The 24487-nt window shown below is 71.7% G+C and carries 26 protein-coding genes; 17 read left to right on the top strand and 9 right to left on the bottom strand.

What is annotated here, in order from left to right:
- Positions 1 to 27: 27 nt before the first annotated feature.
- The 7 genes from DBP14_RS14430 (at position 28) to DBP14_RS14400 (ending at position 6660) form a co-directional block, all read left to right on the top strand.
- Complete coding sequence (locus DBP14_RS14430) at positions 28 to 1245, top strand: MFS transporter (RefSeq protein ID WP_129307620.1); 1218 nt, start codon at positions 28 to 30, stop codon at positions 1243 to 1245.
- On the top strand, positions 1196 to 2368 hold the full coding sequence (locus tag DBP14_RS14425) for an acetoin utilization protein AcuC (RefSeq protein WP_129307619.1): 1173 nt from the start codon (positions 1196 to 1198) through the stop codon (positions 2366 to 2368). Before DBP14_RS14430 ends, DBP14_RS14425 begins: the two co-directional genes overlap by 50 nt.
- A gap of 431 nt (positions 2369 to 2799) precedes the next feature.
- Positions 2800 to 3615, top strand: a complete 816-nt coding sequence (locus tag DBP14_RS14420; RefSeq protein ID WP_129311858.1) for a phosphatase — start codon at positions 2800 to 2802, stop codon at positions 3613 to 3615.
- Positions 3616 to 3744: 129 nt separating this feature from the next.
- On the top strand, positions 3745 to 3957 hold the full coding sequence (locus tag DBP14_RS14415; protein ID WP_004984898.1) for a helix-turn-helix domain-containing protein: 213 nt from the start codon (positions 3745 to 3747) through the stop codon (positions 3955 to 3957).
- Between the two features lie 114 nt (positions 3958 to 4071).
- Complete coding sequence (locus DBP14_RS14410; protein ID WP_003948845.1) at positions 4072 to 4170, top strand: AURKAIP1/COX24 domain-containing protein; 99 nt, start codon at positions 4072 to 4074, stop codon at positions 4168 to 4170.
- A gap of 257 nt (positions 4171 to 4427) precedes the next feature.
- Positions 4428 to 5525: an NAD-dependent epimerase/dehydratase family protein gene (locus DBP14_RS14405; RefSeq protein WP_129307618.1), complete on the top strand. Its 1098-nt coding sequence runs from the start codon at positions 4428 to 4430 to the stop codon at positions 5523 to 5525.
- A 28-nt stretch (positions 5526 to 5553) separates the two neighbouring features.
- Positions 5554 to 6660 (top strand): lysophospholipid acyltransferase family protein, encoded by a 1107-nt coding sequence (locus DBP14_RS14400; protein ID WP_129307617.1) that lies wholly within the window; start codon positions 5554 to 5556, stop codon positions 6658 to 6660.
- Positions 6661 to 6731: 71 nt separating this feature from the next.
- On the opposite strand, the gene DBP14_RS14395 is transcribed toward DBP14_RS14400, so the two are convergent.
- From DBP14_RS14395 to DBP14_RS14385, 3 genes are all read right to left on the bottom strand, one after another.
- Positions 6732 to 7958, bottom strand: a complete 1227-nt coding sequence (locus tag DBP14_RS14395) for a DUF5667 domain-containing protein (protein ID WP_129307616.1) — start codon at positions 7956 to 7958, stop codon at positions 6732 to 6734.
- 275 nt (positions 7959 to 8233) lie between these two features.
- Positions 8234 to 9016 carry an ECF subfamily RNA polymerase sigma factor, BldN family gene (locus DBP14_RS14390; protein ID WP_129307615.1) on the bottom strand — a complete coding sequence of 261 codons (783 nt, stop codon included), beginning with the start codon at positions 9014 to 9016 and terminating at the stop codon, positions 8234 to 8236.
- Positions 9017 to 9480: 464 nt separating this feature from the next.
- Positions 9481 to 10428 carry an HAD-IB family hydrolase gene (locus DBP14_RS14385; RefSeq protein WP_129307614.1) on the bottom strand — a complete coding sequence of 316 codons (948 nt, stop codon included), beginning with the start codon at positions 10426 to 10428 and terminating at the stop codon, positions 9481 to 9483.
- A 108-nt stretch (positions 10429 to 10536) separates the two neighbouring features.
- Between DBP14_RS14385 and DBP14_RS14380 the strand changes: the two genes are divergently transcribed.
- From DBP14_RS14380 to DBP14_RS14360, 5 genes are all read left to right on the top strand, one after another.
- Complete coding sequence (locus tag DBP14_RS14380; RefSeq protein ID WP_206739267.1) at positions 10537 to 10851, top strand: glutaredoxin family protein; 315 nt, start codon at positions 10537 to 10539, stop codon at positions 10849 to 10851.
- Between the two features lie 245 nt (positions 10852 to 11096).
- Positions 11097 to 11861, top strand: a complete 765-nt coding sequence (locus tag DBP14_RS14375) for a redox-sensing transcriptional repressor Rex (RefSeq protein ID WP_129307612.1) — start codon at positions 11097 to 11099, stop codon at positions 11859 to 11861.
- Entirely contained in the window at positions 11858 to 13609 is a 1752-nt protein-coding gene (locus tag DBP14_RS14370; RefSeq protein WP_129307611.1) for a glutamyl-tRNA reductase, read from the top strand. The genes DBP14_RS14375 and DBP14_RS14370 overlap by 4 nt, the downstream gene beginning before the upstream one ends.
- Positions 13606 to 14565, top strand: a complete 960-nt coding sequence (gene hemC, locus DBP14_RS14365; RefSeq protein ID WP_129307610.1) for a hydroxymethylbilane synthase — start codon at positions 13606 to 13608, stop codon at positions 14563 to 14565. Before DBP14_RS14370 ends, hemC begins: the two co-directional genes overlap by 4 nt.
- Positions 14562 to 16271, top strand: coding sequence for a bifunctional uroporphyrinogen-III C-methyltransferase/uroporphyrinogen-III synthase (locus DBP14_RS14360; RefSeq protein ID WP_129307609.1), 1710 nt, complete (start codon positions 14562 to 14564; stop codon positions 16269 to 16271). Before hemC ends, DBP14_RS14360 begins: the two co-directional genes overlap by 4 nt.
- A gap of 67 nt (positions 16272 to 16338) precedes the next feature.
- Here the strand turns inward: DBP14_RS14360 and DBP14_RS14355 are convergent, their stop codons facing one another.
- Both DBP14_RS14355 and DBP14_RS14350 read right to left on the bottom strand, forming a co-directional pair.
- Entirely contained in the window at positions 16339 to 16518 is a 180-nt protein-coding gene (locus DBP14_RS14355; protein WP_129307608.1) for a DUF397 domain-containing protein, read from the bottom strand.
- Positions 16515 to 17348, bottom strand: coding sequence for a helix-turn-helix transcriptional regulator (locus tag DBP14_RS14350; RefSeq protein WP_129307607.1), 834 nt, complete (start codon positions 17346 to 17348; stop codon positions 16515 to 16517). The genes DBP14_RS14355 and DBP14_RS14350 overlap by 4 nt, the downstream gene beginning before the upstream one ends.
- Positions 17349 to 17477: 129 nt before the next feature.
- On the opposite strand from DBP14_RS14350, the gene DBP14_RS14345 reads away from it, so the two are divergent.
- Together DBP14_RS14345 and DBP14_RS14340 are read left to right on the top strand one after the other, a co-directional pair.
- Complete coding sequence (locus DBP14_RS14345) at positions 17478 to 17954, top strand: ATP-binding protein (protein ID WP_129307606.1); 477 nt, start codon at positions 17478 to 17480, stop codon at positions 17952 to 17954.
- A 51-nt stretch (positions 17955 to 18005) separates the two neighbouring features.
- Complete coding sequence (locus tag DBP14_RS14340; protein WP_129307605.1) at positions 18006 to 18698, top strand: class I SAM-dependent methyltransferase; 693 nt, start codon at positions 18006 to 18008, stop codon at positions 18696 to 18698.
- 25 nt (positions 18699 to 18723) lie between these two features.
- On the opposite strand, the gene DBP14_RS14335 is transcribed toward DBP14_RS14340, so the two are convergent.
- The 4 genes from DBP14_RS14335 to DBP14_RS14320 all read right to left on the bottom strand — a co-directional run bounded on the left by DBP14_RS14335 (position 18724) and on the right by DBP14_RS14320 (position 21479).
- The gene (locus DBP14_RS14335) at positions 18724 to 19725 is read right to left on the bottom strand and encodes a winged helix-turn-helix domain-containing protein (RefSeq protein ID WP_129307604.1); all 1002 of its coding nucleotides are present in this window, start codon (positions 19723 to 19725) and stop codon (positions 18724 to 18726) included.
- 171 nt (positions 19726 to 19896) lie between these two features.
- Entirely contained in the window at positions 19897 to 20280 is a 384-nt protein-coding gene (locus DBP14_RS14330; protein ID WP_129307603.1) for a hypothetical protein, read from the bottom strand.
- Positions 20281 to 20528: 248 nt separating this feature from the next.
- Positions 20529 to 21017 (bottom strand): N-acetyltransferase, encoded by a 489-nt coding sequence (locus tag DBP14_RS14325; RefSeq protein ID WP_129311857.1) that lies wholly within the window; start codon positions 21015 to 21017, stop codon positions 20529 to 20531.
- A 72-nt stretch (positions 21018 to 21089) separates the two neighbouring features.
- Positions 21090 to 21479 carry a VOC family protein gene (locus tag DBP14_RS14320; RefSeq protein WP_129307602.1) on the bottom strand — a complete coding sequence of 130 codons (390 nt, stop codon included), beginning with the start codon at positions 21477 to 21479 and terminating at the stop codon, positions 21090 to 21092.
- Between the two features lie 123 nt (positions 21480 to 21602).
- Between DBP14_RS14320 and DBP14_RS14315 the strand changes: the two genes are divergently transcribed.
- The 3 genes from DBP14_RS14315 to DBP14_RS14305 all read left to right on the top strand — a co-directional run bounded on the left by DBP14_RS14315 (position 21603) and on the right by DBP14_RS14305 (position 24460).
- Positions 21603 to 22793 carry a hypothetical protein gene (locus tag DBP14_RS14315; RefSeq protein ID WP_129307601.1) on the top strand — a complete coding sequence of 397 codons (1191 nt, stop codon included), beginning with the start codon at positions 21603 to 21605 and terminating at the stop codon, positions 22791 to 22793.
- Positions 22794 to 22855: 62 nt separating this feature from the next.
- A complete protein-coding gene (gene hemB / locus DBP14_RS14310; protein WP_129307600.1) occupies positions 22856 to 23851 on the top strand; it encodes a porphobilinogen synthase in 996 nt (331 codons plus the stop codon).
- Positions 23852 to 24136: 285 nt separating this feature from the next.
- A complete protein-coding gene (locus tag DBP14_RS14305; protein WP_241740910.1) occupies positions 24137 to 24460 on the top strand; it encodes a LuxR C-terminal-related transcriptional regulator in 324 nt (107 codons plus the stop codon).
- Positions 24461 to 24487 lie beyond the last annotated feature (27 nt).

Below are 24487 nucleotides of genomic sequence, written 5' to 3'. Positions count from 1 at the left end.
GTAGCCTGGGGCCCTACGCTCGCCGCCATGACAGATGTGCTGCGGCGCGGTAGGGCCTCTCTGGCGTTCAGCTTCTTCGCCCAGGGCGTCACCTTCGCCCTTCTCGTGACGCGCATCCCGGCCATCCAGGACCGGTACGGCATCTCCGACGCGTTGCTCCCCGCCTTCCTGGCCGCCGTGCCGATCCTCGCCGGGGTCGGGAGTGTGACCACCGAGCAGCTGGTGAAGCGGGTCCGGCCCAGCCGGCTGTTGCGCTGGTCCCAGCCGGTGGTGCTGCTGGCGCTGCTCGGCGCGGGGGCCGGCGGGCGGATGGCGGAGGTGGCGGTCACCCTGGCCGTGTTCGGGCTCGCCGTGGGTGCGCTGGACGCCTCCATGAACATGCTCGGAGTGAGCCTGCAGCGGCAGTACGGGCGCAGCATCATGCTGAGCTTCCACGCGGCGTACAGCCTGGGCGGGATCGTGGGTGCCTCGATGGCCTGGGCGGGGGCTCACTGGCACCTCGCGCTGTGGGTGTCGTACCTGCCGGTGGTGGCGGTGCTGGTGCCGGCGACGCTGGTGGCGAGCCGGTGGTACGTCGACGGGGGCGCGGCGCCCGCGGCGGAGGAGGCCGGCTCCGGCGGGGGTGGCGGCCTGGTGTTCAAGCTGCTGCTGCCGCTGTGTCTGGTGATGACGTTCGCGTACATCGGGGACTCGACCGTCTCCAACTGGAGCGCGAAGTACCTGAAGGACGTGCTGGGCAGCTCGGAGCAGCTCGCGACGGTGCCGTACAACGTGTACATGGTGACGACGCTGGTCGGGCGGGCCATCGGGGACTTCGGGGTACGGCGGTTCGGTGCGGTGGCGGTCGTACGGCTCGGGGCGCTGGTCGCGGCGCTGGGGTTCGCGGTGGTGGCGTCGGCGCCGGGGGCGTGGGTGGGCATGCTCGGGTTCACCCTGCTGGGGCTCGGGCTGTGTGTGCTGGTGCCGCAGACGTTCGCCGCGGCGGGGCGGCTGTTCCCGGGGGACTCGGACGCGGCGATCGCCCGGCTGAACATCTTCAACTACGTCGGTTTCCTGGTCGGTTCGCCGTTGGTGGGGGCGATCGGGGACGCCTGGAGCTACCGCGGGGCGATGCTCGTGCCGATGGTGTTGGTGCTGGTGACGTTGGTGTACGCCCGTTCGTTCGCGGTCCGGCCGGACCGATACGGTGGCGGGCATGAGCGGCCGCGCACAGCTGATGTGGGACGAGGCAGTAACGGGCTATGACTTCGGTCCGGACCACCCGATGGACCCGGTCCGGCTGGAGCTGACCCGGAAACTGGTGGCGGCCTTCGGGCTGGACCGGGAGGTGCGGGTCGTCGCGGCGAAGCCGGCCGGGGAGTCGACGCTGCGCCTGGTCCACCGTGAGGACTACATCGACGCGGTGAAGGCCGCCTCGGCGGATCCGGCGGCGGCCGACGGGTCGTACGGGCTCGGTACGCCGGACGATCCCGCGTTCGCCGGGATGCACGAGGTGTCCGCGCTGATCGCGGGGCAGTCGGTGGGCGCGGCGGAGGCGGTGTGGCGCGGGGACGCCGACCACGCGGTGAACTTCGCGGGCGGTCTGCACCACGCGATGCCGGGCGGTGCGTCGGGGTTCTGCATCTACAACGACGCGGCGCTGGCCATCGCGCGGCTGCTGGAGCTGGGCGCCGAGCGGGTCGCCTACGTGGACGTCGACGTGCACCACGGGGACGGGGTGCAGGCGGCGTTCTGGGAGGACCCGCGGGTGCTGACGATCTCGCTGCACGAGCATCCCCGTACGTTGTTCCCGCAGACCGGGTGGCCCGAGGAGACCGGGGCCGGGGCGGGGGAGGGCTGCGCCGTGAACGTGGCGCTGCCGGCGGGGACGGGGGACGCCGGGTGGGTGCGGGCGTTCCACGCGGTGGTGCCGGAGCTGCTGGCGGGGTTCCGGCCGCAGGTGCTGGTGACCCAGCACGGGGCGGACACGCACTTCGAGGATCCGCTGGCGCACCTCGCGGTGTCGCTGGACGCGCAGCGGGCGGTGCAGGTCGCCTGCCACGTGCTGGCGCACGAGTACGCCGGCGGGAAGTGGGTGGCGCTGGGGGGTGGTGGCTACGCGGTGGTGGACGTCGTTCCGCGGTCCTGGACGCATCTGGTGGGGATCGCCGCGGGGCGGGAGGTCGCGCCGGAGACGGTGATTCCGGAGGAGTGGCGGCGGGAGGTGTTCGCGCGGACCCGGCAGCTGGGGCCGCAGCGGATGACGGACGGGCGGTGGCCGGTGTCGTACGCGCCGTGGGACGCCGGGTACGACCCCGCTGATCGCTTGGATCAGGCGGTACGGGCTTCTCGCCGGGCGGCGTTTCCGTTGCGGGGGCTTCTGCCATGAATTTTCCCGCCCACCCGCCCGAAACTGCTTGCTGAGCAGGCACCGGACGGATTGACGCTCGGGGCGCTGGGAGGCGTCGGGGGGCGGGGGGCGGTGCTCCAGGGCTGAGCAGGCACCGGACGGGTTGGGGCTCGGGGCGCTGGGAGGCGTCGGGGGCGGGGGGCGGTGCTCCAGGGCTGAGCAGGCACCGGACGGATTAACGCTCGGGGCGCTGGGAGGCGTCGGCGAGGTGGGCGGGCGGCTGGGCAGGCACCGGACGGGTTGGGGCTCGGGGCGCTGGGAGGCGTCGGCGAGGTGGGCGGGCGGCTGGGCAGGCACCGGACGGGTTGGTGGCTCGGTTGGCTGTCGCGCTGCCCGGCCGTTTAGGCCGACCGTGCGGTGTTTCGGTGTTCCTCGGGATTCCTTCGGTGTTGTCCGTCAGCATCTTCCGTGTGGGGATCGTCGAGGAGCTTCGGGCGCATCTGCTCGCCGCCCGGCTGGCCGGGGAGGTCGGGACCTGCCGGGAGGGGAGCCTTCGGCGGTACCGCCTGTTCGCCGCGCGGGACCCGCGGGTGCTGATCGGGGTCGATCCCGAAGGCGGCTGGGGCGAGCGGGAGTTGCTCGGGCTGATGGCGGAGCGGTGCGGGGTTTCGGCCGATCCCCGGATGACGAGCGGCTCGGAGGTGATCGACCCGGAGCTGACGCTGGCCGCGCTGGACGCGTTCGCCGAGCGGGTCGGGGAGGTCGCCCGGCGTCGTGGGCCGGTGTTGCTCGGCACCGGGCACCCGGGTCCGCTGCTCGGTTTCTACGCCGCCCTTGCGGACGCGCTGTCGGCGGTGGGATGTGAGGTGCTCACCCCCGCGCAGGGTCGCCGTATCGACATATTGACCCAGTTCGATCTACGCACGCTCACCGTGGACTACGCACGGGATGTCGCGTTGGTGCGGGAACCCGTCTCCGAGCGCCCCGGTTGTGAGCCGGGTGTGCACAGCCACTCGCCGCTCCCGGTTCGGGTCGCGCTGGATGCGGCGGCCCGGTGCGGGGGGCCGTTGCCCGAGCTGGTGATCGGCGATCACGGGTGGCTCTGCGGTGCAGGTCAGCTGGGGTTCGAGGCGATCGGGCTGGCGGACGCCGACGATCCGGCGCCGTTCGTGGGGCAGGCCGAGGGGCGCGTGGCCGTCGTCGTTCCGCTTGATGACGGGGTGCCGTCTGCTGCGTACCGGCCGCTGGCCCGCTACGTACTCAAACGAGCATGCTTGTCACAGTAGGCCTGTGATGGGTGCACCTCTTCCCCACTCGCATCACCCGCCCCTACATTGGGGAGTGAGCACGCAACGACGAAGAGTCACCGGAAGGGGAAGCCGGTGGCCGTCGAGTGCGGAAGGTTCAGGTGTGTCATGGCTGCAGCTGGCGAAAGGCCTCTGAACGAGGTTCAGTTCCTTACCGTGGCGGAGGTCGCCTCGGTGATGCGAGTGTCGAAGATGACCGTGTACCGGCTGGTGCACAGCGGTCATCTGCCCGCGATCCGGGTGGGGCGGTCCTTCCGCGTCCCCGAGCAAGCGGTACACGAGTACCTTCGCGAGAGCTATGTGGGGGTGGAGACGGCCTAGCGGAAAACCCTCGATTACAAGTGCGCCCGCTCAAGCGGGTAGGCTAGCCCCTCGTAGGTCGTGTGGGCCCATGGCGCCCAAACAACCAGTGATGAGAAGTGAGCGAGGGTAGTCGTGGGCTCTGTAATCAAGAAGCGGCGCAAGCGGATGGCCAAGAAGAAGCACCGCAAGCTGCTCAAGCGCACGCGCGTTCAGCGTCGCAACAAGAAGTAGGCGGCGCCGCGAGAGGCGTGTCTCTGTGGCCCCCCAGCCATCTCGGCCGGGGGGCCACAGGCATGTCCGGGGTCATCGGCGGATCCGCGGCCACTGGCAGGTCCGGGGGCGCGGTGGCCGGTGAAATTCCGCCATCTCGCCTGTCCGGTGGTCATCACAGGGCAACATCCACCCGCTAAGTTGGCGGCACACGGGGAACCTGGGCTGGGACCAGGTCTCGCGCGAGTCGGGGCGAGTCGGGAAGGAAGGCGCTGATCTTGGGAAAGATCGTGCTGGTCACCGGAGTGGCCCGGCAGGTGGGCGGCCGGTTCGTACGGCGGATCCAGCGTGACCCGGAGGTAGACCGGGTGATCGCCGTGGACGCGGTGCCTCCCGCGCACCACCTGGGCGGGGCGGACTTCATCCAGGCCGACATCCGGCAGCCCGGCATCGCCCGGGTGCTCGCCGAGACGGGCGCCGACACGGTCGTCCACCTGGACGTGGCGGGCACGGCCCTGGGCGCCGGCAGCCGGGCCACGGTCAAGGAGACCAATGTCATCGGCACCATGCAGCTCCTCGGCGCCTGCCAGAAGTCGCCGGCGGTGCGGCGGCTGGTGGTGAAGTCCAGTACGAACGTCTACGGTTCCGCACCGCGCGATCCGGCCGTGTTCACCGAGACCACCCCGGCCAAGTCGCTGCCCAGCGGCGGCTTCGCGAAGGACACGGTGGAGGTCGAGGGGTATGTGCGCGGGTTCGCCCGGCGGCGGCCCGACGTCGCCGTGTGCGTGCTGCGGTTCGCCAACATCCTCGGCCCGGCCGCGGACACCCCGCTCGCCTCCTACTTCGCGCTGCCGGTCCTGCCGACCGTGTTCGGCTACGACCCCCGGCTGCAGTTCGTGCACGAGGACGACGTCATCGAGGTGCTGCGGATCTCCTGCCACGAGGCCCGCCGGGGCACGCTGAACAGCGGCACGTTCAACATCGCCGGGGACGGGGTGCTGCTGCTGTCGCAGTGCTCGCGTCGGCTGGGCCGGCCGACGGTGCCGCTGCTGCTGCCCGCGGTCACCTGGGCCGGCTCCCTGGTGCGGACCCTCGGCATGACGGACTTCTCCCCGGAGCAGATCCGGCTGCTCACGCACGGCCGGGTGGTCGACACGACGCAGATGCGGGAGACGCTGGGGTTCCGGCCGAAGCACACCACCGCGGAGACGTTCGCGGACTTCGCGCGCGGTCAGGGCCCGGGGCTGCTGCCGCCGGAGATCCTCGCGGGCGCGGTCGACCGGGTGGCCGCGCTGTCCGAGCGGGGTTCCGCCACCGGCGTCCCGCGCGGCTCCGGCCCGGGTCCCTCCCGCAGTCATTCCCAGAGCGCCAACTAGCTAGCGCCGATCGAGGAGCGCATCAACGATGGCGGACGCCAAGGTCATTCCGTTCGACGACGACCGGTCCCGCGGGGGCGGCGGCGCGCAGCGGCCGTCGCGGCGCCGGAGCGCGGGCAGCAGGCGCAAGGGGGGCAGCGGCGCCGAGGGTGCGGCGGTGCGTGGGATCGGCGAGGCCGGTGACACCGGGGAGGCTGGGGACGTGCAGGCACTGCCGGGCCGGGGCGGGGCGCGGGACGATGGTGGTGTGAGCCGTGCGGAGAACCCGGGGAGCGGGGGCGGGGACGCGGGCGACGGCGGCCTGGAGCGGCGGGTGGCGGCCGGACTGGCCTTTCTGCGCCGCCGGCTCACCGGGGACTACGAGGTCGACGACTTCGGCTACGACGAGGAGCTGACCTCCCAGGTCCTGATGTCGCTGCTGCGGCCCGTGTACGAGAAATACTTCCGGGTCGAGGTGAAGGGCATCGGGAACATCCCGAAGGAGGGCGGCGCGCTGATCGTCGCCAACCACTCGGGGACGCTGCCGCTGGACGGCCTGATGATGCAGGTCGCGGTGCACGACAACCATCCGGCGGGCCGGCATCTGCGGCTGCTCGCGGCCGACCTGGTGTTCATGCTGCCGGTGGTCAACGAGCTGGCCCGCAAGCTGGGGCACACCTTGGCGTGCGCGGAGGACGCCGGGCGGCTGCTGGGGCAGGGCGAACTGGTCGGGGTGATGCCGGAGGGCTTCAAGGGGATCGGGAAGCCGTTCGGAGAGCGCTACAAGTTGCAGCGGTTCGGCCGGGGCGGGTTCGTCTCGACGGCGCTGCGGCAGGGGGTGCCGATCATTCCCTGCTCGATCGTCGGGGCGGAGGAGATCTACCCGATGATCGGCAACTCCAAGACGCTGGCCCGGCTGCTGGGCTTCCCGTACTTCCCGCTGACGCCGACGTTCCCCTGGCTGGGTCCGCTGGGCGCGATCCCGCTGCCCACCAAGTGGACGATCCAGTTCGGCGAGCCGATCCCGACGGACGGCTATCCGCCGGAGGCCGCGGACGACCCGATGCTGATGTTCAACCTGACCGACCAGGTCCGCGAACAGATCCAGCACACGCTCTACAAGTTGCTGGTGCAGCGCAGGTCGGTCTTCTTCTGAGAGTTGTCGGTACGACGATGGGGGCGCCCCCGCTCGGGTGAGGGCGCCCCCATCGTCGTACCGGAGTGGGGTTAGTCGGCGTCCTGTTCGTCGATGCCGAGGCCGGGGAGGAGGCCCGGCAGGAGGGGCGGGAGGGTGACGTCGGGGTGGCCGGCGGTCGGAGGACTGGTGGTGGCCGGGGTGTTGCCGTCCTCGCCGGTCTTCGGCGGGTCGAGCAGGCCGCCCGTGCTGCCGCCGAGCAGGCCGCCGCTGTTGCCGGTGGCCGAGCCGCTGGGGCTGCCGCTGGCGGTGTGGCCGCCGGAGGGCGCGGCCTTCCCGGTGGACGGGGTGGCCGGCCGGTCGGTGCCGGAGGTGCCGGTGGACGCCGAGCCGGAGCCGTGCCGCGCGCCGGGGTGGGCCGGGGTCTGCGGGAGCAGGGACTGCAGCGGGGCGACCTCTTCGTCTATGGCGTCGAAGGACGAGGACACCCGGTCCTTGACGTCTCCGAGCTGGACGGGCAGCTTGTCGCTGAGCGCGGTCCAGGCCTCGCGGTGGGACCGGGAGAAGCTGGAGAGGGCCTGGATGGGTCCGAGGGAGCCGGGGTCGGCCTCGTAGGCCGCGTGCAGCAGGCGGTGGCCCTCGGAGACGTCGTGCTGCATTCCGGACAGGGTGCGGCGGATCTCACCGAGGGACTCGTGGTCGAGGTGGCCGCTGCGGCCGCGCTCCATCAGCCGGCGGGCCTCGCTGAGCCGGGTGGAGGCCTGGTCGAGGTAGGTCTGGCCGCGCTGGTCGTCGCCGTCGCTCATGTAGTTGAGCTTGAAGTCCTCGATGCCGCGCTTCAGGCCGTACAGCGAGTCACCGGGCAGTGCGTTGGAGCTGGCGGCGGCTACTCCGCCGAAGGCGCCCGCGGCCACACCGACGCTGAGGCCGCCCGCGGCGAGCCCCTTGGTCAGCCTGCTCCGCGGCCGGAGTCTGTTCAGCGAGGTCGCCCGGTGGGTGCCCCGGCTCCGGGACCTCTGCTCGGGTACCGACGCGTCCGCCGCCCCGCCCACTGTGCCCTCTTGGAGCATGGCCTCCATCGCGGCCACCAGCTGGGCCCGCTGGACGACCTTGACCTCCGGGTCGAGCTGCGGCCTGGGCAGCGCGCCGAGACCTGTCGCGAGGGCCAGCAGCTCGCCCTGCTCGGTCTGCTCCGCCGCGCCCCGCGGCGCCTGCGCCGGTGCTGCGGACTGCTCGGCCGCCGTGTCCCGGTCGGACTGCTCCTCCAGGGCCTGGGCGAAGGCGTTCGCCCGCCGGTGTGCCGATACGTTCGCGATCACTGGCGGCACCTCCTCTCGTCATGACGGTCGACTCCCCAGGGGGTCCTGAGGGTTGCACGTCCACGACGTTTCCACTCGATCGAGCGATCAGGGTCGGCCAGGACGTGACCACAGGGAGCCTGTATCCCGCACAACGACTGGCGCGGCACTTGGGTTACGGACGCCGGATGAACGGTTCGGAAAGTCAACGGTCCCTCACCGTGCGTGAGTTGACCGGCCTGCTGTGGTGGGCGTCGTCCGGCGGGTGTCAGCGGTCGGGTGTCGGCGGGCGGGTGTCAGCGGGCGTCGTCCGGCAGGAGCCGGGCGAGGGTGCGCACGGCCCGGTACTGGAGGGTCTTGATGGCGCCCTCGTTTTTGCCCATGACCCGGGCGGTCTCGGCGACCGAGAGGCCCTGGAGGAAGCGGAGCGTCACGCACTCCTGCTGCTGGGGGTTGAGCCGGCGTACGGCGTCCAGCAGGGCGGCGTTGGAGAGGGACTCCAGGACGGAGTCCTCCGGGGAGCGCTCGACCTCGTTGGCGTCGAGCATCTCGCCGGTGGTGACCTCCAGTCGGAAGCGGCTGGACTTGAAGTGGTCGGCGACGAGGTTGCGGGCGATCGTCACCAGCCAGGCGCCGAAGTCGCGGCCCTGCCAGGTGAAGGTGCCGATCCGGCGCAGCGCCCGCAGAAAGGTCTCGCTCGTGAGGTCCTCGGCGGTCGCCTTCCCGCCGACCCGGTAGTAGATGTACCGGTACACGGTGTCGCTGTACTGGTCGTAGAGACGGCCGAACGCGTCGGCCTCGCCGGCCTGGGCGCGCTCGACGAGGTCCATCATGCGGGCGCTGTCGCTGTCGGCGGCCGGCCGGCGGACGGTGGTCGCGCCGGTGGCGCGCCCTCGTCTGCCGACTGCGGCACCGCCGTCGGCGAGGGCGTAGCACGGGCCGGCGGGCGCGGCGGCTACGGCAAGGGCGGGGACGGCGTACGCGGTGGGGACCAAGCCGCGCAGCGTCTCTTTGACCGTTGCGATCGTTGCGCGCAGCGTAGCCAGGCCCGAGGCGTCAACCCCGACGTGTGGGTACACGGGACTCCCAGAGGCAGAGCTTCCATCACGTGCAGTACGGAACCTTTCACCCGTCGTAGCGACGGAGGGGTACCGGTTTGCGTTTGAGGAGAATAACGCTTCGTGCAGGCGCTGCTACACCCAGTTGCTCAAATCATCGATTACGTCGCTTCTGTAACCGTTTGACGGCCTCTCAAGTTACGTAATTTGACCGCCCGTTGATCGAAAGAGGGCGGGTTTCTGCGAAAGCTGGGGCGTGTTGGCAAGCACACGGCATAATTCGGCCCCGCGAAGCTTGTGTCGGCCGGGGGTGGGTTCCGCTTGCCGGCGCTGCCAGGGTGCCGCCGCGCCCACCCGTGCCGCCCCGTGCGGCACGCCTGCCCGCGGCTAGGGCAGCGCCCCGTAAGGGGCGCGGGGAACTGCGCGATCGGCCACGACGTACCCGCACTCGGAAACGCACCGCACCCTGGAACCGCAGGGACGACCTATCGGCGGCGTCGGCTGAACGCGATCGCCGCAGCGGTGCCACCGGCGACCGCGCCGACGCCCGCCGCCGCGGGAATGCCGACCTTCGCGGCCTTGCGCCCCGTGCGGTAGTCCCGGAGCCGCCAGTCCTTCTCGCGCGCGTGCCTGCGCAGCTTCGCGTCGGGGTTGATGGCGTACGGGTGCCCCACGAGCGACAGCATCGGGATGTCGTTGTGCGAGTCGCTGTACGCGGCGCACCGCCCCAGCTCCAGCTTCTCCGCCGACGCCAGCGCCCGCACCGCCTCCGCCTTGGCCGGCCCGTGCAGCGGCTCGCCGACCAGCCGGCCGGTGTAGACGCCGTCGACCGACTCGGCCACCGTGCCGAGCGCCCCGGTCAGTCCCAGTCGCCGCGCGATCACCTGGGCGATCTCCACCGGCGCGGCCGTGACCAGCCACACCTTCTGGCCCGCGTCCAGGTGGGCCTGGGCCAGCGCCCGGGTGCCCGGCCAGATCCGCTCGGCCATGTACTCGTCGTAGATCTCCTCGCCGATCGCCCGCAGTTCGGCGACCCGGTGGCCCTTGACGATGGAGAGGGCCGAGTCCCGGGCGTCCTGCATGTGTTCGGGGTCCTCGACGCCGGCCAGCCGGAACCACGCCTGCTGCCAGGCGAACCGGGCCAGCTCGCGCGTCTCGAAGAACTTCCGCTTGTACAGGCCGCGTCCGAAGTGGAACAGCGCGGCGCCCTGCATGACGGTGTTGTCGAGGTCGAAGAAGGCGGCGGCCCGGTCGTCGCCGAGCACGGGGAACTCGGGTTCCCGGCCGGCGGCGTCCTGGGCGGCGGGCCCCCGCGCGGCGGATTCCGCGTCCTGCGAGGACTTGCGGGCGGCCTCCGCCGAGGCCTCGCCTGCCAACACGCTCCGCGCCGTGGCGGAGCGCCTACGGGGGGTGAGCCATCCGAGAGCGGCCATGGCGTGAGCATAGCCAGTTTGTTCGGTGCTTCCGGCGCGGACAGGTGCCTACCCCGTGAACTGTGGGGTACGACGCGTCACCGGGAAACGGTCGGCGCACGCGGGACAATGGCTGACATGAGCCCCCTCTTCCGGCGCAAGGCCGCCCCCGCCGCCGTAGCCGCCGATGCCGCCGCCGGACCGCGCGAGCGGCTGGTCACCCTCATCGGCAAGCCCGGCTGCCACCTGTGCGATGACGCACAGGAGGTGGTCGGCAAGGTCTGTGGCGAACTCGGCGTCCCCTGGGAGCGCAAGGACATCACCGAGGACAAGGACCTCCACGACCAGTACTGGGAGCAGATCCCCGTCGTTCTCGTGGACGGGGAGCAGCACACGTTCTGGCGGGTCGACGAGGCTCGTTTGCGCAAAGAACTGACCGAGTAGTACAAGGCCGTACCGAACGTCGCTTAGGATCGGGACGTTTGGTCTCGGGGGCGGGATTCGCAAGGAGAGTGTCGGTTTTGCCCCCAGGGATTGGCCGAAGAGTGACGTGCGTGAGCCCGGTCACGTTGGGCGGGCAAATCGGACACCATCTTTGTGCACGCGTTCACAAAGACATAGCCTGCTTCCGACGGGGTGGTCCGGGAACGTATGACCGCCCACAGCCCCGCTCTACCCGCAGGAGCACCGTGGCAACTGGCCGAACACACCGACCGGCGACCCGTAGCCGAGGGATTCCCGAGGCCACCGTCGCCAGGCTTCCGCTGTACCTCCGAGCCCTGACCGCACTGTCGGAGCGCTCGGTACCCACGGTCTCCTCCGAGGAGCTGGCCGCGGCGGCGGGGGTCAACTCCGCCAAGCTGCGCAAGGACTTCTCCTACCTGGGGTCGTACGGAACGCGCGGTGTCGGCTACGACGTCGAGTACCTCGTCTACCAGATCTCCCGCGAGCTGGGCCTGACCCAGGACTGGCCTGTTGTGATCGTCGGTATCGGTAACCTCGGCGCCGCCCTCGCCAACTACGGCGGGTTCGCCTCCCGTGGCTTCCGCGTCGCCGCGCTGATCGACGCCGACCCCGCGATGGCCGGCAAGCCGGTCGCCGGGATCCCCGTCCAGCACACGGACGAGCTGGAGAAGATCATCCACGACGACCGGGTGTCGATCGGCGTGATCGCGACTCCCGCGGGCGCCGCCCAGCAGGTCTGCGACCGCCTGGTCGCCGCCGGCGTCACCTCCATCCTGAACTTCGCGCCGACCGTGCTGTCCGTCCCGGACGGCGTCGACGTGCGCAAGGTCGACCTCTCCATCGAGCTGCAGATCCTCGCGTTCCACGAGCAGCGCAAGGCCGGCGAGGAGACCGCCGCCGGTGACGGCGCGCTGCCCGCGGCCACCCCCCGCGAGGCGTCCGCCGACCAGGGACCCGACGGGGACGTGCCCGCCGTGATGCCGGCATGAGTCTCCTCGTCGTCGGGCTGAGCCACCGCAGCGCGCCCGTCAGCGTGCTGGAGCGGGCCGCGCTGAGCGTGGACGCCCAGGTCAAGCTGGTCCAGGACACGGTCGCCGCGGAACCGGCCACCGAGGCCGCGGTGCTCGCCACCTGCAACCGCATCGAGCTGTACGCCGACGTCGACAAGTTCCACGCCGGTGTCGCCGAGCTGTCCACGCTGCTCGCCCAGCACAGCGGGGTCGGCCTCGACGAACTCACTCCCTATCTCTATGTGCACTACGAGGACCGGGCCGTCCACCACCTGTTCTCGGTGGCCTGCGGACTCGACTCGATGGTCGTCGGCGAGGGGCAGATCCTCGGCCAGATCAAGGACTGCCTGGCCCGCGCCCAGGAGCTGCACAGCGTCGGCCGGCTGCTGAACGACCTGTTCCAGCAGGCCCTGCGCACCGGCAAGCGCGCCCACTCCGAGACCGGCATCGACCGCGCCGGCCAGTCCCTGGTCACCTTCGGCATGGAGCAGCTGGCCGCCGGCGGCGACGTCCGGGACTGGGCGTCCGGCCGTACGGCCCTGGTCATCGGCGCCGGCTCGATGTCGTCGCTGGCCGCCGCGACCCTGGCCCGCGCCGGGATCGCCGAGGTCGTCGTCGCCAACCGCACCTTCGAGCGCGCCGAGCGTCTCGCGCTCCTGCTCGAAGAGCAATACGGACACAGCCTCGGCGAGGGCGACGACACCGCCGTAGCCGCGCGTGCCGTGCGCATGGCCGCCGTGCCGGGCGAACTGGCCCGCGCCGACGTCGTCGTCTCCTGCACCGGCGCCACCGGCCTGGTGCTCACCGCGGACGCGGTCGCCGAGGCGGTCGAGCACCGCACCGGACGTCCGGCGGAGACAGGCGAGGGCAGCGGTCGTACGACCCTGACGGCCGCCGAGGCCCCGCAGCGGGCCACCGGGACCGGCAATGACTGCCCCCTCGACCTGGCCCCCGCACAAACCGTCCAGGGCGTCCAGACCGTCCAGGGCGCCACCGGCTTCTCCGTGCACGGCGAGGCCGCCGTCGCCGGGATGGACGCCGCCACGCTGGAGCAGCACGGGGCCTGGGCCACCGGCGCCGCCACCGCGGACCGGCGCGAGCGCCGCGGCCCCGAGGCCGACGCCGAGCTGATCACCGCGCTCGCCGCGACCGCCGCCACCGTCGGCCGCGTCCCCGAGCGCCGCAAGCCCGAACCGGTCGCCGAGATCCCGCGCCCGGCGCCCGCCCTGTTCCTCCTCGACCTGGCGATGCCCCGCGACATCGACGCGGCCGTGCACCGGCTGGCCGGGGTACGCCTGGTGGACATCGAGTCCCTCGCCGAGGCCTCGGCCGACGCACCGATGGCGGCCGACGTCGACCAGGTCCGGCGTATCGTCTCCGACGAGGTCGCCGCGTTCGGCGCGGCCCAGCGGGCGGCACACATCACGCCGACCGTGGTGGCACTGCGCACCATGGCCGCCGACGTCGTCGCGAGCGAGATCGCCCGGCTCGACGGCCGCCTGCCCGACCTGGACGCCCGCCAGCGCGGCGAGATCCGGCAGGCCGTGCACCGGGTCGTCGACAAACTGCTGCACGCGCCGACCGTACGGGTCAAGGAACTCGCGGCCGAGCCCGGCGGCGCCGGGTACGCGGACGCGCTGCGCACCCTGTTCGACCTCGACCCCGAGACGGTGGCCGCCGTCTCCCGGGCCGGGGACAGCACAGAAACGAAGGACCGACCGGCATGAGTGAGAGAGCTTTGAGACTGGGGACGAGGCGCAGCAAGCTCGCCATGTCCCAGTCCGGGCAGGTGGCCGAGGAAGTGAGCCGGGTGACCGGCCGGCCCGTCGAGCTGGTCGAGATCACCACGTACGGCGACACCTCGCGCGAGCACCTGGCGCAGATCGGCGGCACCGGCGTCTTCGTCACGGCGCTGCGTGACGCGCTGGTGCGCGGCGAGGTCGACTTCGCGGTTCACTCGCTCAAGGACCTGCCGACCGCGCAGCCCGAGGAACTGGCCCTGGCCGCCGTACCGGTGCGCGAGGACCCCCGGGACGTGATCGTCGCGCGGGACGCGCTGAAGTTCACGGACCTGCCGCGCGGGGCCCGCATCGGCACGGGCGCGCCGCGCCGCATGGCGCAGCTCAACGCGTACGCGCGCAGCCACGGACTGGACATAGAGACCGTCCCGATCCGAGGCAACGTCGACACCCGCATCGGGTACGTCCGGGAAGGCGAGCTGGACGCGGTCGTCCTGGCCGCCGCCGGACTGAACCGGATCGGCCGGGCCGACGAGGTGACCGACTTCCTGTCGGTCGACACGGTTCTGCCCGCCCCCGGCCAGGGGGCACTGGCGATCGAGTGCGCCGCGGACAACGCGGACCTCGTCGCCGCGCTCGGAGAACTCGACGACCCGTTCACGCGGGCCGCCGTGACCGCCGAGCGGTCCCTGCTCGCCGCCCTGGAAGCCGGCTGCAGCGCCCCCGTGGGCGCGCTGGCCGACCTCCTGGCCGGCGGGCAGATTGTCAAGGAAATGCGCCTGCGCGGTGTTGTCGGCACGACCGACGGCACCCGTATGGTGCAGCTGTCCACCACCGGTCCCGTGCCCCAGACGCATGCGGAGGCGATAGCACTCGGTCGCGACCTCGCCACCGAGATGCTCGCCCAGGGCGCGGCCGGTCTGATGGGGGAGCGAGCACAGTGAGCCCCACCACCTTTGCCACCGGCCTGGAACACGGTCACGTCACCTTCCTCGGTGCCGGACCCGGGGATCCGGGACTGCTGACTCTGCGCGCCGTGGAGGCGCTGTCGGGCGCGGACGTCCTGATCGCCGAGCACGAGGTGCTCGACGTGATCCGGACGCATGCCCGGCAGGGCGTCGCCGTCGTGCCGACGGACGCGGACCGCTCCTCGGACCCGCTTGTGGGCACGGGCACGCCCCAGCTGACGGTTGTCGACGGGTCGTCAGCAACCGCTGCTTCCGCGGGTGGTGCCCGGGATGCCGCTCATCTTGTCATGGAGGCCGCGCGCACCGGCAGGCGGGTCGTCCGTGCGGTCGCCGGGGACCCGGGACTTGATACGGACGCGGGCGCCGAAATGCTCGCGTGCGCGGCGGCCGGGGTGCCGTTCGAGGTCGTGCCCGGTGTGGCGGCGGCCGTCGGTGTGCCCGCGTACGCCGGTGTGCCGCTGCGGGACGCGGAGGGCGCGGACGTCCGGTTCGTGGACGCCCGTACGGCCTCCGACCGCTGCTGGACCGAGGTCGGCGCCTCCGACGGCACGGTGGTCGTCTCCACCACGCTGGACGCGGTGGCCGCGACGGCCGGCGAACTGGTGTCCGCCGGCCGCAAGCCCGACACCCCGCTGACGGTCACCGTCGCCGGTACGACGACCCGGCAGCGCACCTGGACGGCGACGCTGGGCACGATCGCGCAGACCCTGAAGCAGGCGAAGGTCCTGCCGTCCCCGGACGGCGGCCGGCCGGTGATAGCCGTGGTCGGAGACCGCAGCGCCCCCGCCCAGCGCGACCAGCTGTCGTGGTTCGAGTCCAAGCCGCTGTTCGGCTGGAAGGTCCTCGTGCCGCGCACCAAGGAGCAGGCGGCCTCGCTCTCCGACCAGCTGCGCTCCTACGGCGCCGTCCCGCACGAGGTCCCGACGATCGCCGTCGAACCCCCGCGCACCCCGCAGCAGATGGAGCGCGCGGTCAAGGGCCTGGTCACCGGCCGCTACGAGTGGATCGCGTTCACCTCGGTCAACGCGGTCAAGGCGGTCCGCGAGAAGTTCGAGGAGTACGGCCTCGACGCGCGCGCCTTCGCCGGGATCAAGGTCGCGGCGGTGGGCGAGCAGACCGCCAAGGCGCTGATCGCCTTCGGCGTGAAGCCCGACCTCGTCCCCTCCGGCGAGCAGTCCGCGGCCGGTCTCCTGGAGGACTGGCCCCCCTACGACCCGGTGTTCGACCCGATCAACCGCGTCTTCCTCCCGCGCGCCGACATCGCCACCGAGACCCTGGTAGCCGGTCTGATCGAACTCGGCTGGGAGGTCGACGACGTCACCGCCTACCGCACGGTCCGCGCGTCGCCGCCCCCGGCGGAGACCCGCGAGGCCATCAAGGGCGGCGGCTTCGACGCGGTCCTGTTCACCTCGTCCTCCACGGTCCGCAACCTCGTCGGCATCGCGGGCAAGCCGCACAACGTGACGGTCATCGCCTGCATCGGCCCGGCGACCGCCAAGACCGCCGAGGAACACGGCCTCCGCGTGGACGTCATGGCCCCCGAGCCCTCCGTCCACAAGCTGGCCGAGGCCCTCGCCGACTTCGGCAACCGCCGCCGCGCCGCCGCCCTGGAGGCGGGCGACCCGGTGACCCGCCCGAGCGAACGCCGGCCGGGGGCACGTCGACGGCGGTCGACGACCTGAGGTACCTCTGCATGTGGCCCGCTCCCCTGATTCCGCTCAGGGGCGCGGGCCATGCGCGTTGTCCGCGTCAGCGGGGGGCGGAGGCGTACGGCAGGAAGGTCGCCCAGGTGGTGGGGGCGAGGGCGAGGCGGGGGCCGGTGGGGTTCTTGGAGTCCCGGACGAGGATCTGTTCGGCGGCGGCGGCTACTTCGACGCAGTCGGGGCCTTCATCGGTGCTGTAGCTGCTCTTTATCCACTCCAGCTTCATGTCTCTCCAAGCACTTTCTCGACGAGGGCCGTGGACTCCCGTGGGCTGAGAGCCTGCGCCCGGATGATCCCATAACGCATGTCGAGCAGTTGCACTTCCTTCGGGTCAGCGATCACACGGCTGACGTGCTGAACCTCGACGTGTCCGACCGTGGTGCCGTCCTTGAGCCGGAGCAGCCTGAACGAGCCGGCGAGACCGGAGTTCTCGTCACGGCTCAGCGGCAGCACTTGCAGGTCGACATTGGGGAACTGGCCGACTTCCAAGAGCCGTTCGAGCTGCCCACGCATGACCATCCTGCCCCCGATGGGCCGACGGAGCGTCGACTCGCACTGGACGAAACTGAACAGCGGCCGGGCGGTCGTAGCGCTGACGATCTCCTGGCGTGCCACTCGGGCCGAAAGCCGCTGTTCGAGCTCGTCCGGGCTGAACGGCGGCCGACGAGCCCGGAAGACGGCCTCGGCGTACTCCCTGGTCTGCAACAACCCATGAACGACGGAGTTGTTGTAGGCCCCCAGCTCAACGGCCTCCGACTCCAGCCGCTTCAGATCGCGCACCTTCTTCGGGTACCGGACCTCCGCGATGTCCTTCTTCATCGCGGCGATCCGACCCCCGGCCCCCAGCACCTCGTCGGCCTGGTCGAGGTACTCCGGGCGGGGAATCCGGCGTCCCCGTTCCACCGAGGAGATGTGTTCCTCGCCGTAGCCGATGGCGGCGCCGAACTCGCTCTGGGTGAGGCCGGCGGCCTCGCGCCACAGTTTCAGCTGCCGGACGACCGTACGCATGACGGCACCGGCCTCGTCGTCGTCCTGCCCCGCTTCCCAGTCGCTCATCTCTGCCGCCCTCCTCGGCCCAACCCCGAACCCCGGCACCCCGTCACCCCGGTCAGGCCGGACGGAACCGGACGCCTCACGGACAAGCACGAGCCGCACGGGCCGTCGCCCTTCACAGCGTGCGCAGGAGTGAACACGCTGAGTGACGCGAATCAGGAAATCACCGCAGAGAGCGTCCCGCTCCACCACTTCACGGTGCCGCTGTCCGCCACCCGCCGGGGCGCACGCCTGGCCCGGCGGCTGGCGACCGAACAACTGGCCGAGTGGGACCTGCCGTTGGACCCGGCCCGGCTGATCGTGGCGGAACTCGCGGCGAACGCGGCCCTGCACGGCAGGGTGCCGGGCCGCAGCTTCCGGCTCACTCTGAGCCGTGCGGAACACGGGGTGCTGCGCATCGAGGTGACCGACACCCGAGGAGATCACCTGCCCGCACCCGCAACCTTCCCGGCGGAACTCACCGAGTCCGGCTACGGTCTGCTGCTGGTCCAGGGGCTGGCGGACAGGTGGGGCGTACGGAGGGGCCCGGCGCCGTGCAAGACGGTGTGGGCGGAGCTTGATCTCGCCTGCTGGGCGCCACGACAGGCCGGCTCCTCGGTGACCGGGTGAGATTCCCGCGAACCGCCCCGAGGCCCGGCCCTGACCGCCAAGATGCCGTGAGTGACCGCCACCGCCACCGCAGACCTCTGGTATCACTACGGCCGCGCACGCCATGCCACCGATCGGGCCGTGCCCGACGACTTCCGCTGGAACTGGGATCAGGACGGCGGCCCGGGGCCCGAAGCCGTCGGTGACCTGACGGGGCTGTGCGTCGGCGATCTCGGTGCGGGTGCCGCCCGGCAGGCCGCCCACCTGGCGGTTCACCATGAGCCCGTCCGGGTCGTGGCGGTCGACGCCTCGGCCGCCCAGTACACGATGGCCACCGACCTCTACGGTCATCTCGCGCCTCGCCTGTGCATCGTCCGGTCGGACGCGGTGAGCCACCTGCGAGCGCGCCCGGGGTCGTACGACGTGCTCTACAGCCTTTTCGGCGCAGTGGACTTCACCGAGCCGCGCGACCTGCTGCCGGTGGCCGCCGCCGCCTTGCGGCCGGGCGGGCGACTGGTGTTCTCCACGCTCGGCCACTATCTGGACGGCACGCCCGCGCAGACCGATGTGCGGCACGCGGACATCTCGGTGCGGACCCCGGACGGGGAGCCGGCCACGATGCGCCGCTGGGTGCTCCAGGAGCAGGTGTGGACCAAGCTGCTGGACGAGGCGGGGTTCACGCGGATCAGCGTCGAGGTGCTGCCTCGGGGAACGGGACCGCGTACCGCGGACACGCTGTTGGTGACCGCTCATCGCGCACCGTAGGCACGCCCTTTGAGCGGGCGGGGTTTCACTCCGTGCCGTGGGCCGTTCCCTCGGCGAGGGACGTGCCCAGGGGGGTGATGGTGTGCCAGACGCGTTGGCCTTCGCGGCGGGAGGTGATGAGGCCGGCCGAGCGGAGGACGCCGAGGTGTTCGCTCGCGGTCGCCGGTGCCACGTCCAGACGGCGGGCGAGGTCGCCGGTTGTCGTCCCGTCGCGGGTCAGCTCCAGTACGGCGGCCCTGGTGCGGCCGAGGAGGGCCGCCAGGGCCCCGCCGCTTCCGTCGGGGGGCCGGTCCCGTAGCCGGGCCAGGGCGAGCGGGTCCCGTACGGCCGGGTAGACGAGGAGCACCTCACCGCCCTGGGCGGGCACGTACGCCTCCGGTCTGCGGCAGAAGAAGGAGGGAGCCAGGGTGATGCCGTCTCCGGTCAGGCGGGTCTCGCGTACGCCTTTCCAGGACGTGTAGGCGATCTCCAGGACGGGCGGGGCCCAACGGGCCCAGGGACGCAGGGAGTCCAGCAGGCCGTGTACGCCTGCCGAGGCCAGCACGTGTGTGGCGGCGGACCGTTCGGAGTTCGACGCGGCCTGGATGTGGCCCCAGTACGGGGCGACGGTCGCCGCGTGGGCCGAGGCGAGCGCGTCCCCCAGCCGGCGGGCCTCGGCCGGGCGGCCGGCGACGCCGTCGACCACCCAGGAGGGCAGTCTGCCGGTCAGCGCGGCCGGATAGTGCGGCAACTCCTCGCGGAGCTGCGCCGGGTCGCTCAGCAGACGATCGATCCCTTCGGAGGCGTCCGGAACCGTACCGAGCACCGTGTACAGGTCCAGTTGCCGCCCCGGCACGGCGAAGGCGCGGGCGAGCGAGCGGGCGTCGGGGGAGAGGCAGGCCCGGCTCCGTAGCCGCCAGTGGTCGCCCAGCGCGGGGCGGCGCCGCTGTTGCAGCACCGCCAGCGCCATCTGGGACTCGCCCAGTGGCCCGAGCGGCGAGATCCGTAAGCGCAGCAGATCGTCGGGCAGGAGATGGAGGCGCAGCACGGTGGGCTCCTTGCTCTGCACGCGCGGGCAGCCCCGCGTGCAGGTCGCGGACGCCCAATGTCACGCGCCGGGACGACAGCGGCAAGGCGGCCCGCCGGAGTCCGAAGCCGGGACACGGGAACGGCCCGTTCGCCACAGGGGCGGACGGGCCGTCGGTGCTGTACGGGACGGTCAGCAGGGCCTCACGGCCTGCGGGGCCGGGTGCTTGCCGTCGTACGGGTAGTACGGCGGGCGGCCCGAGTAGTAGGGAGCCTGGGACGAGACCTCCCAGGGGTAGTAGAACGTTGCTACGGTGCCGGGCGTCTGGTTGTTGACGTACCAGGTCGCGGTGCCGTTCAGCGTGTACTTCTCGCAGTAGTAGAAGGACTTCCAGGTGTAGCTGCCGTCGCTGTGCCTCAGGTGAACGCAGAGATCTCCGTAGGGGCAGGTGAAGGTGGCCGATGCGGCGGGCCGCGCTGACGCGGCCGGGCCGGCGTTCGCGACGCCGCCCGAGAGCAACGTGGCGGCCAGCGCTGTGGCGGAGACGGCGGCGGCGGTGAGACGGCGTGTGCCCATGGAGGCTCCTCCGGTCGGGTCATTCCCTGCACGTACGCTGCACTGGGACGGGGCTGACGGCTCAACTCCCGTCCGGTCCCCAACCGTTGCAGAGAGCAATGGCGCCGAACCAGGCCTTTCGGGCTGGGCCGAAAAGCCTGGTTCGGGGCAGTGCATGGGTAGTGCATGGGCAGCGCGCGGGCGGCACACGGGCGGTCCCCGGTCCCGGTTGGGCCCCCGGGAGACTCCGAGACGGGGACGACCGGGCCCTACGCGAGTTCCTTCCGCATCAACGTGCAGATCGTCTCGTGGCGGCGCAGCGATCCGTCAGCGGCTTGCTCGTCCCACGAGTCCGGCTGACGGTCGTACGCGACGTATCCCAGCCGTTCGTACAGCGCGCGTGCGCGGTGGTTGTCCTCCTCCACGGTCAACTCGGCCTGGCGCAGGCCGCGGTTGCTGATCCGCAGTTCTGCGGATGCGATCAGGAACGTGCCGATCCCGCACGACTGCAACGCGGGGTGGACCGCCAACTGCCACAACGTGCCGGCACCGTCCTTTACTTGATAGTCGACGCCTCCCTTCGCCACGGGGATGCCGGCCGGGGCGCAGACCGCGAGGTAGTCGACCTCACCGGTCCGGGCTCGCTCCAACTGCCCGGCGACACCGGCCAGGTGGTGCTCGGACCCTGCCCACCCGCACGACACCAGGTCCTCATGCGTCAAGTCACGCACCGACAGCTTCAGCGCAACGCTGGTCATCATCACTACCTCCGGCGAGCCAGCTTCCCCGCCACGCACGTGGGGGGCAAAGCCGTTTCCCCGGCCCGCTGCTCAGACCAGCGTGGTGATGCAGAACGGGTGGCCGGCCGGGTCGAGGAGGACGCGCCAGCGGTCGGGGTTCGGCTGGTGGCCGGGCTTGGTGGCGCCGAGGGAGAGGAGATGGCTCTCGGCGCTGTCCAGGTCGTCGACGCCCACCTCGATGTGCGCCTGCTTCTCCTGGGCCGGGTCCGGCCAGGTGGGGCGGCGGTAGTCGGTCAGCCGGTTGAAGCCGAGACCGGGCGTACCGTCCTTGGCCAGGAACACGAAGTCGTCCGAGGAGTAGGCGACGGGCAGACCGAGCATCTCGCCGTAGAAGCGGGCCAGTCCATCGGGATCCGAGCAGTCGAAGGTGACGGCGACGTAGCGGAATGCGGGGGCGGAGGAGTCGTTCTCAGCGCTCATGAGGGGGAGAGTAGGAGGGATCTAGGACAGCCGCCGTCCTAGATGAGAGGAGCCTGCGGGAAAACTCGTTGGTACGGCGGTGCCGGGCTGCGATGATGCCCTCGTTTCGCAGACGGAGGGCGTTTGTTCGTATTCGTGTGTGCGGGGTGTGGCGCCGAGCTGACCGCTCCGCTGGCCCAGGTCGCCCTGCCGGTGCACGCCCGTCAGACGTACGGGAACGGGCTCCAGCTCCCGGTGCTGATGGAACCGGGCACCTTCGCGGTGGACCCGGAGCCCTCGGGGCCACCGTGGCGGACATGGGAGGAGGCCGGGCCCGACGAAGCGGCTGCCCGCGGCGTCTACGCGCCGGTGCACTCCCTGTCCTACGGCCCGCCCGGCAGCGTCGTCATCGCTCCCGGAGACGTCCGCGGCACCCTTCTTGTCCCGGAGAAGAGCGGCACCGCGTGCTGCGGACTGGCCGGGGCCGACGGTCCCAACATGATCTGCGAGGCGTGCGGCCTGGCCGTGGCCACCCGGATCGACGACTGCTCGGCCTGGCAGGCGGTGTGGCTCGACCCGGGCGCGGTACATCGAGTCCCCGTCGCCGGGGCGGACCCAGTAACCCTGACCTGGGCGGAACTGATGGCCGAGGGGAACAGCACGCCGCCGTTCGAGCCGGTCACCGGGTGGGGCGGACCGCGGTACGCATCGCACTACCGGTGGTCGTGGAGCCCGCGGTGGGAGGCGGCCGCCGGGCGGGCGCTCGCGCACCTGCTGGTGGCTTCGGAGGGCCGGCCGGTGACCGTCCCGGGCGGCCTGGTCGGCAACGTGTTCCAGCGCTCCCTCGATGTCCTGCTGCCTGCCGGGCCACCCGCGCGGTACGCCGTACTGGCCGGCCCGGGGCTGGACGCCCCCGAGACGAACGCCGAGATACTCCTCGTGCCGGTGCATCCGCAGACCGGGGAGATCTGGACCCCGGTGGATCCGGCCCGGGCCCCGGTGGATCCGGCCCGGGCCCCGGCGGATCCGGCCCGGGCCCCGGCGGATCCGGCCCGGACCCCGGCGGATCCGGACCGGGCGGCGTACCCCGTGCCGCTTCCCTTCGGGGTGTGGCTGTGGCTCGCCTTCCCCGAGCCGCACCTGCCCGCCCCCACCTCCGGCCGCATGCCCGACGGCGTCGTACGCGACGACCCTCCTCCGGAGGACCCTCATTCCCTGTTCAGGGCCGACTGGCGGGTGTTCCAGCGCACCCTGGTCCGGTTGCCGGAGGTCCGCCGTCCGTGGCTGCGGGCGATTCTGGACACCCTCACAGGGCACCCGTACCGCTTCTTTTAGCGGGGCCTTGGCCGACTAGGCGTCGGTAAAGGCATCGCGTCGGCGGGCGTAGCGTAGGAGGTATGACGAAGTACGGATCGTTTCCCGGTGTTCGGCCCCGGCGCCTTCGGACGTCGCCCGTCATGCGGCGGATGGTGGCCGAGACGCGGCTGCACCCCGCCGACTTCATCCTTCCCGCCTTCGTCCGCGAGGGCGTGAGCGAGCCGGTGCCGATCGCGGCGATGCCCGGGGTCGTTCAGCACACGCGGGACAGTCTGAGGAAGGCCGCAGCGGAGGCTGTGGAGGCCGGGATCTCCGGGATCATGCTGTTCGGGGTGCCCGAGGAGGAGAAGAAGGACGCCCTCGGGACGGCGGGCACCGACCCGGACGGGATCCTGCAGGTCGCCCTCCGCGACGTGCGCGCCGAGGTCGGGGACGATCTGCTCGTCATGTCCGACCTGTGCCTGGACGAGACCACCGACCACGGGCACTGCGGGGTGCTGGACGCCGAGGGGCGGGTCGACAACGACGCCACCCTGGAGCGGTACGCCGAGATGGCCCAGGTGCAGGCCGACGCCGGCGCCCATGTCGTGGGCCCCAGCGGGATGATGGACGGGCAGATCGGCGTCATCCGCGACGCGCTCGACCAGATCGGCCGCGAGGACGTGGCGATCCTCGCCTACACCGTCAAGTACTCCTCCGCGTTCTTCGGCCCGTTCCGCGAGGCCGTCGCCTCCTCCCTCAAGGGCGACCGCAAGACCTACCAGCAGGACCCCGCCAACTGGCGCGAGTCCCTGCGGGAGCTGTCCCTGGACCTCGAAGAGGGCGCCGACATGGTCATGGTCAAGCCGGCCGGACCGTACCTCGACATCCTGGCCCGGGTCGCCGACGCCGTCGAGGTGCCCGTCGCCGCCTACCAGATCTCCGGCGAGTACTCGATGATCGAGGCCGCCGCCGAGAAGGGCTGGATCGACCGCGACCAGGCGATCCTGGAAACCCTCACCGGCATCAAGCGGGCGGGCGCCCGGAACATCCTGACGTACTGGGCGACGGAAGTGGCGCAGAAGTTGCGTCGGTAGGCAGGTACTGACACGCGCCTCCTGCGCGCAGGGCACCCCCCCGCTGCCCGGGCGGGGGGCCCGGCCTGGCGCGCCGGACGGGAGATAAGCTGGTCAGGCCACGTGCAGGGGTCCGCTGGGGCCGTCCGCACGGAGGCCATCCGTCCGGCCCGGCTCATCGGCAAGACGCATCCGCGTGCACTGACCAGCACCGAGATGCCATGCGCGTGCACATGGGCGGGACGGCGGAAGTATCCGGACGAACAAGTCCAACTGCATTGCATACGGGGAAGGTCAAGAATCACCTTGCTACGCACTGACCAAGCGGAGAACGTACGCGGATCGGACGCGTTCCCACGCGCCCGCATCGACCGATGGCCCACCGCACCGGGCGACATCGATGCCGTCACCGACCTGACGCCACGGGAACTCGAAGTCCTTCTGCTGCTGTCCGAAGCGGCCTCCAACCGCGACATCGGCCGTAGCCTCGACATCGCGGAGCGCACCGTCAAAGCGCACGTGACCAACATCATGACCAAGATCAAGGTCACCTCGCGCACCGAGGCTGCCCTGTTCGCCTACGCACACCACCAGCGCATCGCCTTCCTCGGCGAACGCTGCACCACGTGACACGAGGGAGCGCACTCGGGGAGACGA

This window comes from Streptomyces sp. L2 (assembly GCF_004124325.1).
Lineage (GTDB): Bacteria > Actinomycetota > Actinomycetes > Streptomycetales > Streptomycetaceae > Streptomyces.
The sequence above is the reverse complement of the archived record's forward strand: the minus strand, read 5'-3'. Positions and strand labels throughout refer to the sequence as shown.